The 17,591-nt window shown below is 54.6% G+C and carries 15 protein-coding genes, 1 tRNA gene and 2 rRNA genes (1 of these 18 cut by a window edge); 11 read left to right on the top strand and 7 right to left on the bottom strand.

The features are described from left to right. The 3 genes from Q1A44_RS04030 to rrf form a co-directional block, all read left to right on the top strand. On the top strand, positions 1-262 hold the 3' portion of the coding sequence (locus tag Q1A44_RS04030) for a glycosyltransferase family 2 protein (RefSeq protein ID WP_299620018.1). It extends 641 nt beyond the left edge of the window; 262 of the gene's 903 nt are visible here — the last part of the coding sequence; its start codon lies off the left edge, out of view; its stop codon occupies positions 260-262. Positions 263-741: 479 nt separating this feature from the next. Beyond that, positions 742-3,569 (top strand): 23S ribosomal RNA (locus Q1A44_RS04035). Between the two features lie 111 nt (positions 3,570-3,680). Next, a 5S ribosomal RNA gene (gene rrf / locus Q1A44_RS04040) occupies positions 3,681-3,795 on the top strand. 337 nt (positions 3,796-4,132) lie between these two features. Here the strand turns inward: rrf and Q1A44_RS04045 are convergent. Next, positions 4,133-5,227, bottom strand: coding sequence for a tyrosine-type recombinase/integrase (locus tag Q1A44_RS04045; protein ID WP_299620021.1), 1,095 nt, complete (start codon positions 5,225-5,227; stop codon positions 4,133-4,135). Positions 5,228-5,684: 457 nt separating this feature from the next. On the opposite strand from Q1A44_RS04045, the gene Q1A44_RS04050 reads away from it, so the two are divergent. The 3 genes from Q1A44_RS04050 (at position 5,685) to Q1A44_RS04060 (ending at position 7,838) form a co-directional block, all read left to right on the top strand. Next, a complete protein-coding gene (locus Q1A44_RS04050) occupies positions 5,685-5,996 on the top strand; it encodes a hypothetical protein (protein WP_299620024.1) in 312 nt (103 codons plus the stop codon). 154 nt (positions 5,997-6,150) lie between these two features. Beyond that, a complete protein-coding gene (locus tag Q1A44_RS04055; RefSeq protein ID WP_299620027.1) occupies positions 6,151-6,768 on the top strand; it encodes a hypothetical protein in 618 nt (205 codons plus the stop codon). Continuing rightward, positions 6,768-7,838: an XRE family transcriptional regulator gene (locus tag Q1A44_RS04060; RefSeq protein WP_299620030.1), complete on the top strand. Its 1,071-nt coding sequence runs from the start codon at positions 6,768-6,770 to the stop codon at positions 7,836-7,838. The genes Q1A44_RS04055 and Q1A44_RS04060 overlap by 1 nt, the downstream gene beginning before the upstream one ends. Before the next feature lie 274 nt (positions 7,839-8,112). On the opposite strand, the gene Q1A44_RS04065 is transcribed toward Q1A44_RS04060, so the two are convergent. After that, positions 8,113-9,678, bottom strand: coding sequence for an anti-phage dCTP deaminase (locus tag Q1A44_RS04065; RefSeq protein WP_299620033.1), 1,566 nt, complete (start codon positions 9,676-9,678; stop codon positions 8,113-8,115). 127 nt (positions 9,679-9,805) lie between these two features. Next, positions 9,806-10,003, bottom strand: a complete 198-nt coding sequence (locus tag Q1A44_RS04070) for a hypothetical protein (protein ID WP_299620036.1) — start codon at positions 10,001-10,003, stop codon at positions 9,806-9,808. Here Q1A44_RS04070 and Q1A44_RS04075 point away from each other — a divergent pair. From Q1A44_RS04075 to Q1A44_RS04085, 3 genes are read left to right on the top strand one after another with little or no spacing between them, the layout of a single operon-like run. After that, a complete protein-coding gene (locus Q1A44_RS04075; RefSeq protein WP_299620039.1) occupies positions 10,002-10,274 on the top strand; it encodes a type II toxin-antitoxin system RelE/ParE family toxin in 273 nt (90 codons plus the stop codon). The two genes, Q1A44_RS04070 and Q1A44_RS04075, sit on opposite strands and share 2 nt — an antisense overlap. Positions 10,275-10,286: 12 nt before the next feature. Next, positions 10,287-10,577 carry a HigA family addiction module antitoxin gene (locus Q1A44_RS04080; protein WP_299620042.1) on the top strand — a complete coding sequence of 97 codons (291 nt, stop codon included), beginning with the start codon at positions 10,287-10,289 and terminating at the stop codon, positions 10,575-10,577. Between the two features lie 57 nt (positions 10,578-10,634). Beyond that, on the top strand, positions 10,635-11,774 hold the full coding sequence (locus Q1A44_RS04085; protein WP_299620045.1) for a hypothetical protein: 1,140 nt from the start codon (positions 10,635-10,637) through the stop codon (positions 11,772-11,774). 316 nt (positions 11,775-12,090) lie between these two features. Here Q1A44_RS04085 and Q1A44_RS04090 read toward each other — a convergent pair whose 3' ends face one another. The 4 genes from Q1A44_RS04090 to Q1A44_RS04105 all read right to left on the bottom strand — a co-directional run bounded on the left by Q1A44_RS04090 (position 12,091) and on the right by Q1A44_RS04105 (position 15,206). After that, positions 12,091-13,644 (bottom strand): relaxase/mobilization nuclease domain-containing protein, encoded by a 1,554-nt coding sequence (locus Q1A44_RS04090; RefSeq protein WP_299620048.1) that lies wholly within the window; start codon positions 13,642-13,644, stop codon positions 12,091-12,093. After that, positions 13,638-14,078, bottom strand: a complete 441-nt coding sequence (mobC, locus tag Q1A44_RS04095; RefSeq protein WP_299620051.1) for a plasmid mobilization relaxosome protein MobC — start codon at positions 14,076-14,078, stop codon at positions 13,638-13,640. The genes Q1A44_RS04090 and mobC overlap by 7 nt, the downstream gene beginning before the upstream one ends. Before the next feature lie 41 nt (positions 14,079-14,119). After that, on the bottom strand, positions 14,120-14,974 hold the full coding sequence (locus Q1A44_RS04100; RefSeq protein WP_299620054.1) for a hypothetical protein: 855 nt from the start codon (positions 14,972-14,974) through the stop codon (positions 14,120-14,122). 155 nt (positions 14,975-15,129) lie between these two features. Then, positions 15,130-15,206 (bottom strand) — tRNA-Arg (locus Q1A44_RS04105). Positions 15,207-15,335: 129 nt separating this feature from the next. On the opposite strand from Q1A44_RS04105, the gene Q1A44_RS04110 reads away from it, so the two are divergent. Further along, a complete protein-coding gene (locus tag Q1A44_RS04110) occupies positions 15,336-16,370 on the top strand; it encodes a LacI family DNA-binding transcriptional regulator (RefSeq protein WP_299620057.1) in 1,035 nt (344 codons plus the stop codon). Then, on the top strand, positions 16,367-17,581 hold the full coding sequence (locus tag Q1A44_RS04115; RefSeq protein WP_299620061.1) for a crosslink repair DNA glycosylase YcaQ family protein: 1,215 nt from the start codon (positions 16,367-16,369) through the stop codon (positions 17,579-17,581). Before Q1A44_RS04110 ends, Q1A44_RS04115 begins: the two co-directional genes overlap by 4 nt. Positions 17,582-17,591: the final 10 nt, after the last annotated feature.

Here is a 17,591-nt window from a genome sequence, read left to right on the forward strand (position 1 = left end):
AAACGAAACGCGGAAATCATTAGCGCGCAGTGATCTGCCCGGCATGCCCGGGTTGGGTTGGCGCAAAGCTGAAAGCCATGCGAGACGCTTTTTCGAAACTGCCTCTGGTATGAAGCTAACAGCTTGGGACGAAGCCATCGAACAGGCTCGAATAGAAATCCTAACGGACATGAAATTCAGTGAAGATGACGGCGTGCTGCGGTCACCTGGCATACCTTACATCTGCCGCACCGAACTGCCCGACTGGTTCAAAGACAACTGATGGATTAGATCAGTAAGAGCGCTACCGCGCTTTTACTCGTCCAATCTGGACGCTTTGATTGATCCGAGATCAATCCAATTGACATCGTATAGAGAGATACAAGTTACTTTGAGAGAAATCTCCAAGTAACAATCAACACTGTTTGATCTCGCCGAGTGTGGCGATGATCTCAGTTTGGTTCTGCATCTTGTTTAGTAGCCGCAAGGCGAAAGGCAGATAAAGAAGGCGACTCATCGAATGCTTCCTCGTTCGATCTGACGTATCCCTGCTGAAACAAACAGAGTTGTCCAAGTCAAGTACACTAACCAGAGCAGCATCGTTCGTATCCCGCACGGATTACGGACAATGGTGACTGCTCAATTGTCAGCATGCCACAAACATGCTGGCGGGAAAGTATGCTTTTGATACCGGAAGAATGGATGCATTTAGTTACCAGCTGTGCATCCGCGTTAGACGCAAGTCTTTCTTTTTCTGGATCAAATCAAGCGCGAAAAGGGCGTTTGGTGAATGCCTTGGCAGTAAGAGGCGATGAAAGACGTGATACTCTGCGATAAGCCATGGGGAGCTGAGAATAAGCTTTGATCCATGGATCTCTGAATGGGGCAACCCACCTGACAGTTTCATATTGTTGCGCAAGCACTCAATATGTCGCTGAAACAGGTACTTTTAACCTGAATACATAGGGTTTTAAGAGCAAACCCGGGGAACTGAAACATCTAAGTACCCGGAGGAAAGGAAATCAATTGATACTCCCCTAGTAGCGGCGAGCGAACGGGGACCAGCCGAGCCATGAATGTGACTAGAACGACCTGGAAAGGTCGGCCATAGCGGGTGACAGCCCCGTATAGGAAGCACGATTGGACGTATTAAGTAGGGCGGAACACGTGAAATTCTGTCTGAAGATCGGAGGACCACCTTCGAAGGCTAAGTACTCCTTACTGACCGATAGTGAACCAGTACCGTGAGGGAAAGGTGAAAAGCACCCCGACGAGGGGAGTGAAACAGTACCTGAAACCGAACGCCTACAATCAGTTGGAGGGTCCTTGCGGCCTGACAGCGTACCTTTTGTATAATGGGTCATCGACTTGGTCTATCTAGCAAGCTTAAGCCGTTAGGTGTAGGCGCAGCGAAAGCGAGTCTTAATAGGGCGAATGAGTTAGGTGGATCAGACCCGAAACCGAGTGATCTAGGCATGGCCAGGTTGAAGGTACAGTAACATGTACTGGAGGACCGAACCCACATCCGTTGAAAAGGATCGGGATGAGCTGTGCCTAGGGGTGAAAGGCCAATCAAACTCGGAGATAGCTGGTTCTCTGCGAAATCTATTTAGGTAGAGCGTCATCCGAATACCCCCGGGGGTAGAGCACTGGATGGGTAATGGGGCCCCACAGGCTTACTGATCCTAACCAAACTCCGAATACCGGGGAGTACTAGATGGCAGACACACGGCGAATGCTAACGTCCGTCGTGAAGAGGGAAACAACCCTGACCTACAGCTAAGGCCCCTAATTCATGGCTAAGTGGGAAAGCAGGTGGGACGACCAAAACAACCAGGAGGTTGGCTTAGAAGCAGCCATCCTTTAAAGATAGCGTAACAGCTCACTGGTCTAAATAAGTTGTCCTGCGGCGAAGATGTAACGGGGCTCAAGCCATGAGCCGAAGCTTAGGATGCACATAGTGCATGGTAGCAGAGCGTAGTGTGACATAACTCCATGTCTCCTTACCCACTTCGGTGGGATTGGAGACGAGGAGTTTTCTGTGAAGTCGGCGCGTGAGCGATCCGGTGGAGAGATCACTAGTGAGAATGATGACATGAGTAGCGACAAAGAGTGTGAGAGACACTCTCGCCGAAAGTCCAAGGGTTCCTGCTTAAAGCTAATCTGAGCAGGGTAAGCCGACCCCTAAGGCGAGGCCGAAAGGCGTAGTCGATGGGAACCAGGTTAATATTCCTGGGCCGTGGAGTGGTGACGGATCTCGAGGGTAGTTCATCCTTATTGGATTGAATGGGCTGCTTAGAGGTTCCTGGAAATAGCCCTCCTATAAGATCGTACCCTAAACCGACACAGGTGGACTGGTAGAGAATACCAAGGCGCTTGAGAGAACTATGTTGAAGGAACTCGGCAAAATACCTCCGTAAGTTCGCGAGAAGGAGGCCCGGTTCCTAGGCAACTAGGGGCTGGGGGCACAAACCAGGGGGTGGCGACTGTTTATTAAAAACACAGGGCTCTGCGAAGTCGCAAGACGACGTATAGGGTCTGACGCCTGCCCGGTGCCTGAAGGTTAAAAGGAGGGGTGAGAGCTCTGAATTGAAGCCCAGGTAAACGGCGGCCGTAACTATAACGGTCCTAAGGTAGCGAAATTCCTTGTCGGGTAAGTTCCGACCTGCACGAATGGCGTAACGACTTCCCCGCTGTCTCCAACATAGACTCAGCGAAATTGAATTACCTGTCAAGATGCAGGTTTCCCGCGGTTAGACGGAAAGACCCCGTGCACCTTTACTACAGCTTCACACTGGCATCAGGCCAAGCATGTGCAGGATAGGTGGTGGGCTTTGAAGCAGAGACGCTAGTCTTTGTGGAGCCTCCCTTGAGATACCACCCTTGCTTTGCTTGATGTCTAACCGCGGTCCGTTATCCGGATCCGGGACCCTGTGTGGCGGGTAGTTTGACTGGGGCGGTCGCCTCCTAAAGCGTAACGGAGGCGCGCGAAGGTTGGCTCAGAGCGGTCGGAAATCGCTCGTTGAGTGCAATGGCAGAAGCCAGCCTGACTGCGAGACTGACAAGTCGAGCAGAGTCGAAAGACGGCCATAGTGATCCGGTGGTCCCGAGTGGAAGGGCCATCGCTCAACGGATAAAAGGTACGCCGGGGATAACAGGCTGATACTGCCCAAGAGTCCATATCGACGGCAGTGTTTGGCACCTCGATGTCGGCTCATCTCATCCTGGGGCTGGAGCAGGTCCCAAGGGTACGGCTGTTCGCCGTTTAAAGAGGTACGTGAGCTGGGTTTAGAACGTCGTGAGACAGTTCGGTCCCTATCTTCCGTGGGTGTAGGATACTTGAGAGGAGTTGCCCCTAGTACGAGAGGACCGGGGTGAACGATCCACTGGTGGACCAGTTGTCGTGCCAACGGCAGTGCTGGGTAGCTATGATCGGACAGGATAACCGCTGAAGGCATCTAAGCGGGAAGCCCCCCTCAAAACAAGGTATCCCTGAGAGCCGAGGTAGACCACCTCGTCGATAGGCCAGAGATGTAAGTGCAGTAATGCATTCAGTTGACTGGTACTAATTGCTCGATAGGCTTGATTTGATCCAGTAAAAGCGAGATTTCTCGCAATGACCGATAAATCAAAAGCATACACAGACTGAAAGTCGTACACGGCTTGGACAACAATTGTTGAGGAATAGAGGATTTTTTCGGTTTGGTGGTCATAGCGCAAGCAAAACACCCGGTCCCATCCCGAACCCGGCAGTTAAGTGCTGTTGCGCCGATGGTACTGCGTCTTAAGGCGTGGGAGAGTAGGTCACTGCCAAACCTAAAAAATCCTCTACATGTATCTCTCTGACGATACTTCACCAAAAATCTGACTTGCATCCATTGATTGTCTATCTAATGGATGGCTGTCGAATTGCATCTCATCCGATCTCAACAAGAGTTTCGAACGTGAGCTCGGACCGACCTCCGCGGAGCCTGTTGATATCGTGCCGCTAGCGATATCTGAACTTGGTCGCGTGTGACCCGGCCCCTTCAGTGATTTCATCGTACAAACTCAACCTGTCCACGGAAAATTTGAGCGCTCTACTGATGATTTTGGCGACCCCGGCAGGATTCGAACCTGCAACCTGCCCCTTAGGAGGGAACCGTTCATAGCGCTATTCCTTCTGTGATTTCTTATTCTTGGGTGTTTGTACAGCGTCCGTCTGTACATGGTTTGTACGAAAACGAGCCCTGACATCGGCCTCATCCGTCTCGGCATGAGCATAGATGCGCATGGGCAAATTGGGGTCTGACCAGCGGCCAGCCTTGGCTGCGGTGACTGGATCGACTCCCTGTCTGACCACCAATTCAGTAAAGAACCCGTGCCTTCCTGCCGGATGTGCCGAAAGGTATGGGATGCCTGCACTCTTGCAAATCGTCTTCCAGCGCGTGTTGTAACCCGTCGAGCTTCCGTAACCGAAAACACGCGGCTTCATGAATTTGCCGGTCTTGCGGTTCTTAGGACGCTTCGGCGGTAGCGCCAGAAGCTCGTCCATCATCTGAGGCGAAACGGTGATCCAGCCTTCGGGATGGCCTTTCTGTGCTTTCACTCGAACCTTGTTCTCAGCGGGTCGCAGATCGTCAGGCTCTATTGAGACAGCCTGATCGATCCGCGCCGCCGTTTCGAACATGAACCTGACCAAAGCGGCGTTGTATGGATCAGCAGCTCGACAGAACGCCTCGATCCATTCCTTGTCGGCGGGCTTACGTTCAACACGGCTGGTTTTTCCTCGCCGCTTATCCTGGGCAATGCGCTCGAATTTGTCATAGGGCTTAACCCGGATCAGCGGTGTTCCTTCCAACTCGTGCGCGTTGTTGATGACCGCACTCGCTGGCGTCACGATTTCGCGCCACCAAGTATCGGTCGAGGCCTTGGGCTTAAGTTTAGGGCCAAGTCCCTTCAGAAGCGCACCAGAGATCGCACCTAAAGGCATGTCGCCAATCTCTTCGACAATCGGGATCAACTGCTTCGCCGTCTTCGGGGAGGCATTGTAGAGCATGATTGCATCCGAGAACGTCTTGCTCGGTTCATCACCAACAACATGGCGGCGTATCTGAAGCTCGGTCTCGCGGTTTATCCAGTCCCGTGCGCCTGCTTCTGTAGATGCCTTAGTGCTTCGCCTGTATGGGCCTGCGATTGGCCTGCCGTTGTACTCGACCCAGCCCTTAGCCCAGTAGAAGCGACCCCTCTTGTAGATTTGGAGCGGCATGCCTGGCCTCCTTCAAAAATCTTGTCGATCTGCGCGGGTGTGATCAGCATGGTCCGCCCAAGACGGTAGAATGCACCGGTGTCGTTGGCCCGCTCACGCAATGTCCTCTCTGAGATGTCGATGCCCAAACCGGACATGACTTCGACCCATTGGGCGGGCGTCTTGCCCTGCGCCAGGATTTGCGAACATTCCGATTTCGCGTTGTCAGCCATATCAAGCGCCTCTTTGCGGGGTCTGGGCCTGTTCCCCCTTGGACATCTCAGCGCGAAGGCAACTGACAATCTGAGCGCTCTGTGAACGAAGGTTCTTCTTGGCCTCAGCTTCTAGCCACGCTTTCACATCTGCTGGAATGATTAGTTTGAACTGTTTGGCTTGCATGACGTCCCTCCAGTCTACTGGAACATCAGGACATAAAATGTCCGTTTATCCAAGGACAAATTATGTCCATGGTGGCCCTATGAGTGAAAAAACGCCGATTCAGTTCAAGCTGATGATACCCGCGGACCTAAAAATCCGGGTCGAAGAGATGGCCTCTTTGAATAGGCGCAGCCTGTCACAAGAGATCGTGGCTGCTCTTGAAGAGCAGTATCCGGCTCCAAACACATCTGAAGCTGCTGGTATCGAAGCCAGGGTACTTCTTTGGTTGGCGAGAAGAATACGGAAAGGCTCCCCAAAGCCTGGTTCACTACGCGACCGACAGGCAGCTGCCTACGAGGTTTTGGCCGGCAGATCGATTGCCCAAAACTCCAATGATGGTGATGAATTATAGCTGCCACCTTTGAAACAGAGAGGGCTCAGTTAGCCAACGGGTATCTTGGCCTTGTGGACGTAGACATAGCTGCCAGTCAAAGCATCAACACCGGCCCAGATTGAATGGTTGTGTGAATAATTTGGGGTTGCTTTTGTAAATTAGGATCGATACGTTGGCCAAAACCAATATGGGGCAGAGCATGCCGATTCCGAATCAGGCTGTCGTCAAGCCGATCATTGACGAAATTCGCGACGAGATCGTCGCTGCTATTCATGAGGCATGGGACGACTGGATGGCCAGTGATTATGTTGCTGTCTGGCGTTGCAAGCGCAGCCGAGCAAACTTCGTTTGGGAACAGATCGTCGACCGGGCGCACGCCGCACTGATGAACTTTGAAAATGTTCACATCATCGAGGCGACTGAAACGATGAAATTTCTGATCCACGATCAGGTTCTTTTTCGGTTCAAGAAGGCTGACGAAGCAGGCCGCACCGCAAACGTGGCCACCCAAATGGCGATGGCCTTCCACGACCACGATCAAGACTTGTTTGGACTGCCGGAAGTTCAGCGCGTCGAAGTAGTCTACAAACTGAACAAGCTAGAGACAGCGATTGCCGACATCTGTGTTGTGGCCCGCAATGGCGATGCCGTGACTTGGGAATACAGCCTTCTCGACGCCGAAAGTGTGGTCGCGCCGTTGCCCGTGCCCGAACCGGAACCCGTTCGGTCCGCTGCCAAGATCGTCAAACTCAAAGGCGTATCTGACGAACGCAAAAAGCGCGACAAGTAATGTCTGGGGAGTTTAATCAAGACCTGCTGCGGATCGCGCGGCAGGCACGTGGATGGAGTCAGTCCGAACTTTCGCGTCGCTCTCACGTATCACAGGCAAATATCTCGAAGCTCGAAAATGGCCTCATTGGGCCGACCGAAGATGTTCTTGAAAACGTTAGCGATGCGCTTGGTTTTCCTCAAAACTTCTTTTTCCAGAACGATCGAGTCATTGGGTTGCCTATGAGCGTTCAATACCGGAAGCGAGCGAGTGTTGGTCAGAAAGCCATTGAACGCCTAGAAGCAGAGCTAAACATCAGAATTTTACACATCCGGCGCCTACTAGACGCGGCTGAACTTGAGCCAGAACTACCGCTGCCGCGACTGGACGTTGACGAATACGGAGGCGATCCGGAGCAGATCGCAGAACTTGTTCGGCGGACTTGGCTGGCGCCAAGCGGTCCAATCCGGGATCTTGTCGCTTGGGTAGAACGGGCTGGATGCATCGTTGTCCACTGCGACTTCGCCGCTTTGAAAGTGGATGGCTTCACTGTCCAGATTTCCGACATGCCTCCCTGCATTTTCCTGAACCGAAATCAGCCGGCCGACCGCCAACGGTTCAGTCTCGCGCATGAGCTTGGACATGTTGTAATGCACCGCGTACCATCACCGGAAATGGAGGATGAGGCGAACGATTTTGCAGCTGCTTTATTGATGCCCGCACGTGACATCCGCCCGCATCTATCTGGCCGCCGTCTTACAATTCAACGGCTCGCTGGGTTGAAGCCAGTTTGGCGGACATCAATGGCCGCGCTGCTCGTTCGGGCAAAGACTATCGGTGCGATAACTTCTAACCAAAGTCAGTATCTTTGGAGGCAAATGAGTTCGATGGGATACCGTCGCTCGGAACCTCCCGAACTTGAGTTTCTGGCAGAGGAACCCAGTGTATTACCTGAAATCATCAGGCTCCACTTGGAAGACCTAGGATACGGCCTTTCTGACTTGGCCAACGCTTTACACTCGACAGAAAATGACCTGCGAACACTTCATCCTATCCCAGGTACTTCGAGGCATCTGCGTGTAGTCAAATAGAATGTGCGGAAACCACTAGTCAGATCATTGGAGCGGTCTAAGAAGCGATGAGGTCAAATATGCTTTGGTTAGCATCCAAGTTCGCGTAGTTCATCAATCAGTTTTCGCCGGACCAGTTTTGCTTCGTCAGCATCAAGGTTTGAACGTTGGTTAGGCTGACTACTCTCCAATTGGGTAGTTTGAGCGCGTCCTTCACAGTTGCCTTGAGTCGTGTTGAAGACAAACATGAATTCAGGCTGATCTCGGCGTACAGGTTGTTTTTTTGCCATCTTTATCATCCCGCCTGTTTGTCATCCGGTCGCTGCTCGACGCTCTCTATGTGATGTATAACGCGTTTTTCGTGCGTTGTGAATCCATCCATTGGGGGCGGAAGGACTGGAAGTGCGTTTTTCTTGTCCGCCACGCTTGCCCTTCCATCGATCTTACGTTCGATTCCGTGGTGAAACAGCTTCAACACACTGTCTGGGCCGACACCCTCGTACTGTAGAAATGCAACCTTCTTGCTCTTCCCGTCAGTCGTTGTACCTATGGAATCGCTGTGGAGATCTAGGGCGAGGCTCTTGGCGTACGGTTCAACGTAGTAAACCGTCGCTATTCCTGCCGCCACAATGTGGCGAGCACAGTTGTGGCACGGGAATGTAGTCGTGTACAAAGTGCCGCCAACCATACCGGTTTTTCCGGCACGACCAGCCGACACAATCGCTTCCATTTCAGCGTGAATAGAGCGGCTGTACTCAATTAAGTCTTTCACCGGTGTCTCAATCAGTGCAGCCCGTAGACCGTTCTTGTTAGCGCCCTTTACAAGCAATCCGTTATCCGAGAGCTTCTTGAAAATTTTCTCGTATAGTTCTTCCTTCTTTCTGTCATTGTGGCAGAGCTTGCCGCCCCACAAGTAGCACCGATGGTCGTCCTCACCGTCCTCAACAGAATACAGCCCGCCAAGTGCTTTCGGTACATCATTCCACCCAACACTAATCAGTTCGCCATCTTCGGAATAAATGGCCGCGCCGACTTGTCTTGAGAGACACGCAGACTTGCTGGCTGCTGAGACAGCCGCGTACATTCCCGCTTCGTCAGTAGTTGGCGTGTGCACAGAGATATTGAAAACAATCTCTAAATATCGCTCGATCACGGACTTTAGACGTGTATCATTTTCTCCGTCGTTTCTGACGAAGAAGTCAGAGAGATAGGCTGTTTTGCTAACTTTCTGACCATGATCACCTTCTTTATCGTTCTCATCTCTCGTAAAAATCCCTGACAGTTCGTCCTTCTCAATCCCTTGAGACCGTAGCCGAGCCTCGCGGACTACCTCAGGCGCGAAGACCGTGAATTGCCAATAAATTCCACCGTAAACCCTCCGTAAGAGTTTTGTCTCTTTCGGGTGCTTCAAGGAATCGATGATCGTTGCTTGGCGTAGACGTTTGGGTTGCGGCACTTGCTTTTCTTCGTCGTAACCGCCTCCAACTTTTCTTTGAATCGCGATCTTCTCTATTGCTTTTGCTGCTATGTAATCTTCTCCAAAACTATCCCTTAAATAAGTGCCGACGGCCTGTAGGTCCTTGATCCTGTCTGAGCCCGATAGAGAAGGAGAGCCTTTGGAGGTCTTAGCGGCATTTTCGCGGATCAGATCGCTAGCCTTTAATATTTCAACGCTGTAGCCGTAGTCTGTTTCCAAGATGCTCTTTAGTTCCAATGCGCTTCTTGAAACACCAGCACCAACGGCTCCAACCATCCCAATCACTAGCTCTTCAGTTGGCCGTGAGATGTCTTCAGCCGGTGCGGTTGATTCGAACTGATCTACTACCGATGTTGGTTTGGTTGCTGCTGATTGCTTGGCCATTAACTAATTCTTTCTTTGAAATACCAACAAAAACTCTCGCGCCTTCCGAGGATACAAGGCGATCGGATCAAGTGAAAGATACAACTACCCGCCGCGGCGATTATGCTGGGCTGTAGGGGCACTATACTTAAGAGAAGCAAAGGCGGGTGCAATCGAAAGCAGCCTGACAAACGCTGTTCGGGTTGTAGCTCAGCGCACCTGGTGGCTCATCATAGGAGAACTGCATGGCCAAAACGACATTCGCGGCCACCGCAGCAGAAGTCGGCTTGCCGCCCGGTGTATCAATTGTTGACACATGTATCTCTGAGTGATACATCTTCATCATGATCCAAAGCACCAAGGGCAAACTCGCCGTCAAAGGCAAGTACGGCAAAGGCTTCCCGGGTGACTTGGTGAAGCGCACGCGGGCGATGCTTTCGGCGCTGGATGCTGCGGTGGTTGTCGAGGATTTGCGGTTCCCGCCCGGCAACCACCTGGAAGAACTGAAGGGGGATCGGGCCGGGCAACACTCTGTGCGGATCAACGGGCAATGGCGCATCTGCTTTGTCTGGACGCCGAACGGCCCTGCCGACGTCGAGATTGTGGACTACCATTGAGAGGATACGCTGATGAGCTTGCTCGAGGACCCGATGCACCCAGGTGAAGTCCTGAAAGAGCTTTACCTCGATCCCCTGGAGATTGGGGCTATCGCACTTGCACGACGTCTGGGCGTGCCTCGGACGCGGATCGAGCGGTTGATCAAGGGCACGACCGGGATCACGCCTGACACGGCACTGCGCCTCGCCCGCGTGTTCAACACGACTCCAACCTACTGGGTGAACTTGCAAACGAATTATGACATGGCGCTCGCCGCTAAGGATATCGACGTTTCTGATATTGAACCGTTGGTTGCTGCATAATCACGTCCGTGATCTAACTGGATTTGTGCGTACAATTACTCCGGGAGTCGTGCATCAATGCTTTTTTTATTTGGCCTTTTGGCCGGAACGGTTTTGTCAATTTTTTTTGGGATGATCGTTTTTCACGTCTACGGCAAACCCACGCACGGCGCAGAAACCAATTCGATCAAAAAGGTCGTGCTGTCGGTTCCCTTCTTGTCACTATTAGTTTTTGCTCTCGTTTGCCTCGCCGTGGCAGTCACGGTTGATCTGCTTTTTCTGGCAGGCTCATCGGAAACCATCGGAAGCTTTTTGACATCTCCTAAGACTTGGCTGGCGGTTACAAAAGAGCTGTTCTTTGCGGCGTTCATTGCACTCATTATTATTGTTGTCGTTGAAGTAGCATCGAATGACGAACAAGTAGAGCTAATGGCGGAGTTCAAGGAAAGTGTAGAAAAGCTCACACAGGATTCCATCGACAAGGCTCAAGAAAGCGTGTTCGAGGGTGTCTACAAGAACGCTGTAGACCCTGCGGTGTTCGAAGAGGTCGTGGACTCGATTTTCACCGCTGACTTCATTCGGGAAGAGCATCACAGGAGTATCGTCTTAGAGCCGGTCGCAGACAGAGACGACATCGTTCTTATGAAAGTCAAACAGACGTACACAGTAAAAAATGTGACGAAGAACATAAAGTCTTCAAACCAGAGGTTTTACTTGCCCAACACACGCAACGCTGATGGCGACCTGAATCAGTTTACTCAACTGGCCATTACCAGCGAAAAAGGCGAGAAAAACGAAATCCCTGACACCTATCCTTATGTTAGGCAGGCTGAACCTGAGGAGGACAACAGTCCCGAAACAGCGCCCGCATGCGATCCAGCCGTTCCCAGTGTTGAACCTAGCTCAAGCGGCGCAGAAACGATCTACACCTTCCCAACAGTAAAGGTTCAAGGAGGAGGTGTTGTCCGCGTTGAACTAGAGCTACAACTGGTCAAGGATATGTCAGATAATGAGATTCTGACTTTTCTGTCACCAACCTTGAAAGGTAGTTTTTCCGTCCATAGTTATGTGTCCGATCTCGACATCAAGGCTATCAGCCTGCATCGAGGAGCTTTGACTGAAACTCCCGACGGTGGTGAGGACTTCAAACGCTGGACCTTCAACCGGCCAATGCTCCCGTATCAAGGCTATGTGGTAATGTGGTCAAAGGTTACTTGACAGTTTGTTTCTTGTTTTTGAAGAACGCCTAGTTGAACGAACGTTAAGGTTTTTGTAGTCTGGTGGCCGATGATGAAATGCCCTTGATTCCTTGGGCTTAAGTGGCCATATATAGTGTACAGGGTTGAGCAAAATGGCCCATGTTGTACAGGCAAAGGAGAAAACAATGACTCGGCAGAATCGTTTCCTTGGAGACGGCGGCACAGCTATCTAACCAAGGCCGTAAATTGAACGCGTGAGCGCGGCAGAATATGCCGCGCTTTTTTGTGTCTTATAGTTGCGTTGTCAACTTCGACCGGCTTTTCAGACACATCCCTCAATGCCTCAACCCCCTTTCCGCATGCGCCTCCTGGCTGTCTAGCTGTCCCTCAATCTCTCGGCGGCGGCCCTCGCTAAGGTCAAGCTCTGCTGCAAGCTCTCGTCCAGCGTCTTGTAGCTCGACTCGTCGTTCAGCAATCCGTTCAAGGCCTTCATGGATGCGGCTTGTGAGCGAATGAGCAACGTCACGCAGTCTTTCAAGCCACCCAGTTCCTTCTCGATCCTGCTGGTCGAGCGTGTCTCCAAGGCGGTCAAGCCCTTCGCGGAGGCCTCTGAGGCCGTCACCAACCGCTCGACGCAGGCGAGCAAGTCGCGTTCCAAGGCTGTCAGTTGGGTCATCTAGTCCTCCTCGATCTTGATGCAGGTGACGTGTCGTCCGTCCATCGTGCAGGTCCTGAGCCGCGTCTTCGATGGGTCCAGGATCAGCCAGGTCCCCTCGGGCCGCTCGATCCGTGTCAGGCCCAGTTCCGTTAGTTCCGAACGCGTCAGATGCACCGTCCAGAAAAAGCTCGCGGCAATCATCGAGGCGATGCCCGTCAGCACCATCAAAGCGATCAGCCAGGGCGAGATCGTCAGCCAGAGGCGGATCGATCTCAGCCGCGTCTCGAAGATGCTCGCCGTCTCGGTCTGAAAGCGGCGCGTATCGCTCGCGATGGTATGCTGCGCGGCGCCCACAATATTCTTCAAATCGATCCTGAAGTTCTTGAGCTGGGACGAGATCGAGGCGACGTGTTCCGCGCGCACCGTGTCGAGTTCCGCGTTCAGCTTCTCGCTCAGCCGGGTCGGCTTGCCAGTCTTCATGGAAAATCTCTCCTTTCAGCCGCCAGCGTTCGCCGGTCTCCGGGTCGCGGGCCGTGATGTAGGCCTTGCCGGTGCGCGGTAGGTCGAAGCCCGCGTCTGTGAGCGCCTCGACCATGCTCGCGCGGTCTGTGATCAGCCCCATATCGATCTGGTCCTGTATCCAGGCGTGCAACTCGTCCCGGCCTTGGGCGCGAGTTGGGGCTTCGACCGTGTCGCGGACCTCTTGGGCGCGCTCCACATCCATCGGGTCGGCCCAGCCGTGGCGCTGGTTCATCACGTCCCGAAGACTGTCGTAGGCGTCCTGATATCCGGGCGGCGCGATGTTGAGGCTCTTGCCCGTCGTCAGCTCCAGGCGCGGGGTGCAGAAGTGCAGCTCGACCCGGCCTTCGTGGCGATGGCGGACCCAGAGCACCTCATATTGCTCGGGGTCCAGCCCCGCGAAGGCCAGCCGCTCGAACCCGTCCATGACCTCGGCTTGCTCGTCCTCGGTTGGATCGTCAGTGTCGGCAAAGCTGATCACGCCTGCGCGGTAGGTCCACTGATGGCGGCTGGCATCGATTAGGCCTTCGGTGCGCTGGGGGTTGCCCCGTAGCACCTCGGGCAAAGGATCGCGGGTGACTGTAACCGGCTGACCGTCCGCATCACGGATCAGGTCGCGGTTCCCGTCATAGGCCAGCACGTGCTCCGCGACGAGGTACCCGACCGGCCCTGCGCCCGCGCCTTTGCCGTTGGGGAAGAACTTGATCAGCACCGCCGCGCCTCATCTAGGAGCGCGGCCAGCTGGCGTTCGATCACCACGAGGCGGCGCGCAACGGTCAGGCTGTCAAGATCGGTGCGCCCGACCTTCATGGCGTGGTTCAGCCAACGGGCGATCTGGTTGAGGTTGCCGCCAATGCGTCCGATCGCAAGGACCAGCGCCGGATCGACGCTCGGCATGGGCTTGCGGCGGCGCGCCTCAGTAAGGCCAAGCGCCTCGCGCAGCAGGGTCGAGGCAGGCAGGCCAGCGGCCTCAGCCTTGGCGCGCAGCTGGGCCTTCTCAGACGCGGTGCAGCGGAAGACGAAGGTCTCGGTCAGCGGCTCTTTGGCTGCTTTTGGGGCGGGGGCTTTGCGCGCGCCGGTGGGGCTCGAAGGGGAGGCGTGCCACCCCTCGCAAGGTCCCGTGTCATCGGCGCAGCCGTATGACATGGGTCGCCTTGCTGTTTGCGCTTTGGTTGGATCGGTGGTGCTCATGATCTGAGGCCTGCCGCCTGGATTTGGGCCTGTGTCACCAGCTCTGCGGCCAATAGTGCATCGATCTGGCCGGGCGTGATGTGGCGGCAAAGAGGGTGGCGATCCGTGACCCAATTCGCCAAGCCTACCAGCATCTCGGCTTCCTTGGCCTTCGTCTCGGCGCGGCATTTGGTGATGTCCTCGACGTAAGCTCGCCAGCGTCCCGACTTGAGCCAGTTGTCAGAGAAACAGACCTTGGACCGGGTGAAGTCCGCGCTTTCAGTCGCGTAGGCCTTCACGGCCTGTAACAGGTCTTCGGCCTCTGTCCCGGCGTCCAGGATGTCCCTGATCCGCCCAAGGCACTCAGTCTTTCCGCGCAACCGGTCGGGCGGATACGCTGCCAAAATCCTCTCAACCTCTTCATCCTCGGCCACCACGCGCTCGCGCGAAGGTGGTTTATGGATGGTTTTAGGATGGTTTGGGGGCCGTGGTGGCCCCGGTACCCCGGCCACTGTGGCCCCCGTTCCGGGTCTAGTCTGGACGGGGTTCACTGTGGCCCCCGTCTCGATATCGGGTTCGGCGGTGAGTTCGAGCGCCTCGATTTGAGCCAGATCGATGCGGTAAACGACGGTGAATCCGTTCTTGCATCCACGCGCACCTGTCTCGACCAAAATGCCTTCCTTCAGGAAGTCCCGGATCGTCCTCTTGACCGTGGTCCCGCCAAGCTCTGTGTGCCTCTGGATCGTCCCCTTTGAACACCAGATGCCGGAGCCATCGTCCGAGGCCTTGTCCGCCAGAAACATGATGATCTGCTTGCGCGTCGCACTCCCAAACTTCCGCTCCGCACAAGCGTTTGCCACCCGCCAGCTCATCGGATGGCCTCAAAAGCCGCACGGACGTGCGAATTTTGTACAGGTTTTGTACGAGATTTCGGTCGTTTTCGGAGAATTCGGCGGAAAACGAAACGGGCGTTTCTGCACGCTTCGGCAGAACTCCTTGCAAATAAGCCATATTTTTCAGGCGGTTTTGGCGACCCCGGCAGGATTCGAACCTGCAACCTGCCCCTTAGGAGGGGGCTGCTCTATCCAGTTGAGCCACGGGGCCGCGCGTCTTTTGTCTACTTACGCAAAACCCGATTGTCACCTATTTCAAACCGCTCAAATGACCGGCAGTGCTTGAAATCCGTGCGGTTTTGTCGGTAACTCAGATCACCCATTCAAAAGAGGATTGCCTTTGACCGATCGCACCCAACGCCCGCTGACGCTTCGTGATGTTTCCGCGGCTTCCGGTGTTTCCGAAATGACGGTGAGCCGGGTTTTGCGCAATCGGGGCGATGTCTCGGAAGCGACGCGAAAGAAGGTTCTCGAAGCCGCCAAAACGCTCGGCTATGTGCCCAACCAGATCGCAGGCTCCCTTGCCTCTCAGCATGTCAATCTGGTCGCCGTTATCATCCCGTCGCTTAGCAACATGGTGTTTCCAGAGGTGCTGACGGGTATCAACCAAGTGCTTGAAAACACGCCGCTTCAGCCTGTGTTTGGTGTCACCGACTACATGCGCGACAAAGAAGAGCGGGTGCTCTACGAGATGCTGTCCTGGCGCCCATCTGGCGTCATAATCGCGGGGCTGGAGCATTCGGATGCAGCTGAGGCGATGCTGCGCAACGCTGGCATCCCGGTGGTTGAGATTATGGACACGGACGGGCGGCCCGTCGATAACATGGTCGGCATTTCGCATCGCCAGGCGGGCCTTGATATGGCGCGCGCGATCCTCAAGCAAGGCTATTCGCGGATTGGATTTATGGGGACATCGATGCCCCGGGACCACCGAGCGCGTAAACGGTTCGAAGGACTGACCGAAGGCCTCGCCAAAGCAGGTGTCGAGATTGAAGCACGCGACTTTTATTCGGGCGGATCGGCCTTGGCAAAGGGGCGCGAAATGACAGCCGCGATGTTGAAGGAAAATCCGGATCTTGATTTCCTTTATTATTCCAATGACATGATCGGCGCCGGAGGCTTGCTTTACCTTCTGGACGAAGGCATCGACGTACCTGGGCAAATTGGTTTGGCGGGCTTTAACGGCGTTGAATTGCTGCAAGGTTTGCCACGCCAACTGGCGACAACAGATGCCTGTCGGCTTGAGATTGGGCGCGCAGCCGCAGAAATCATTCTGGATCAGTCCAAATCCGACACAGAAAAAAGCCCCCAGCACATCACGCTCAGCCCCAAGATTTCATACGGCGACACGTTGCGCCGCAATATGCGGACGTGACGCCCTTCACGCTGACAAATCAGGCGGCGCGGCGCGTCTTTCTGGAGCGTCATGCGTTGTCAGACACACCCAGAGGTCCAGCAAAGGGTGCGGACCTCCTCCAATTGATCGAACGCTTGGGCTTTGTTCAGCTCGACAGCATCAATACCGTGGCTCGCGCCCACGACCTGATCCTGTTTTCGCGCAAACCGCAGTATCGGCCCAAAGCGCTCAAGCGACTTTATGATCACGACAGAGTCCTGTTCGAACACTGGACACATGACGCCGCTGTTATTCCAGTCAAGTTTTATCCGCATTGGCATCTGCGCCGCACGCGTGACGCCGAGTTGCTGCGCAATCGCTGGCGGGATTGGCGGCGCGACGGATTCGAGGCGCAGTTTCAACCCGTACTCGACATGATCCGCGAACGGGGGCCATTGTGTTCTGCGCAAGTCGGCGAGGGCGAAAAGCGCGGCAGTGGCGGCTGGTGGGATTGGCATCCGTCGAAGACTGCCCTGGAATATTTATGGCGCAGTGGCGCGCTCTGCGTGGTTAAGCGCGAAGGGTTTCAAAAGCATTACGACCTGACAGAACGGGTGCTGGAATCGTCAGTAACCGACCCCGCCAATGCACCCGATACGGACGAGACCATTGATTGGTGTTGCCGCGAGGCGATGAACCGTTTGGGATTCGCCACCCATGGCGAATTGGCCGCGTTCTGGGCGCATGTCACTCCGGTAGAGGCCAAGGCCTGGTGCGCCGCCGCTGTGGCACGGGGCGATATTGTCGATGTGCTGGTTACAGGTGTCGATGGCGTTGCGCGATCGGCCTATGCCTGGCCCGACATCGCTGATGATCCCGCGTTGGGGATTGAACCAACGTCGCGCCTGCGTATTCTCAGCCCCTTTGATCCGGCCTTGCGCGATCGCAAAAGGGCCGAACGGCTCTTTGGCTTTGACTATCGGATCGAGATTTTCGTGCCCGAGCCAAAGCGCAAATACGGGTACTACGTTTTTCCCCTGATGGAAGGTGATCGGCTCGTGGGCCGTGTGGACGTCAAGGCATTCCGCGGTGACGATGTGATGCGCGTGCGCGCGCTTTGGCCGGAACGTGGCGTGCGCTGGGGCAAAGGACGGCACGCAGCTTTTGAGGCAGAGCTGGACCGTGTCCGCCGATTGGCAGATGTGTCTGACATTGCCTTTGACGATGGCTGGTTGCGCGATCCAAAATAGGGCGGGTGAC

It is taken from the genome of uncultured Tateyamaria sp., from assembly GCF_947503705.1.
Classification (GTDB): Bacteria; Pseudomonadota; Alphaproteobacteria; order Rhodobacterales; family Rhodobacteraceae; genus Tateyamaria.

Excerpts from the sequence above, each read along its gene's own strand:
- Q1A44_RS04065 (WP_299620033.1), bottom strand. The coding sequence starts at position 9,678 with ATGGCCAAGCAATCAGCAGCAACCAAACCAACATCGGTAGTAGATCAG.
- mobC (WP_299620051.1), bottom strand. The coding sequence starts at position 14,078 with ATGTCATACGGCTGCGCCGATGACACGGGACCTTGCGAGGGGTGGCAC.
- Q1A44_RS04100 (WP_299620054.1), bottom strand. The coding sequence starts at position 14,974 with ATGAGCTGGCGGGTGGCAAACGCTTGTGCGGAGCGGAAGTTTGGGAGT.
- Q1A44_RS04045 (WP_299620021.1), bottom strand. The coding sequence starts at position 5,227 with ATGCCGCTCCAAATCTACAAGAGGGGTCGCTTCTACTGGGCTAAGGGC.
- Q1A44_RS04080 (WP_299620042.1), top strand. The coding sequence starts at position 10,287 with ATGAGCTTGCTCGAGGACCCGATGCACCCAGGTGAAGTCCTGAAAGAG.
- Q1A44_RS04050 (WP_299620024.1), top strand. The coding sequence starts at position 5,685 with ATGAGTGAAAAAACGCCGATTCAGTTCAAGCTGATGATACCCGCGGAC.
- Q1A44_RS04060 (WP_299620030.1), top strand. The coding sequence starts at position 6,768 with ATGTCTGGGGAGTTTAATCAAGACCTGCTGCGGATCGCGCGGCAGGCA.
- Q1A44_RS04070 (WP_299620036.1), bottom strand. The coding sequence starts at position 10,003 with ATGATGAAGATGTATCACTCAGAGATACATGTGTCAACAATTGATACA.
- Q1A44_RS04085 (WP_299620045.1), top strand. The coding sequence starts at position 10,635 with ATGCTTTTTTTATTTGGCCTTTTGGCCGGAACGGTTTTGTCAATTTTT.
- Q1A44_RS04075 (WP_299620039.1), top strand. The coding sequence starts at position 10,002 with ATGATCCAAAGCACCAAGGGCAAACTCGCCGTCAAAGGCAAGTACGGC.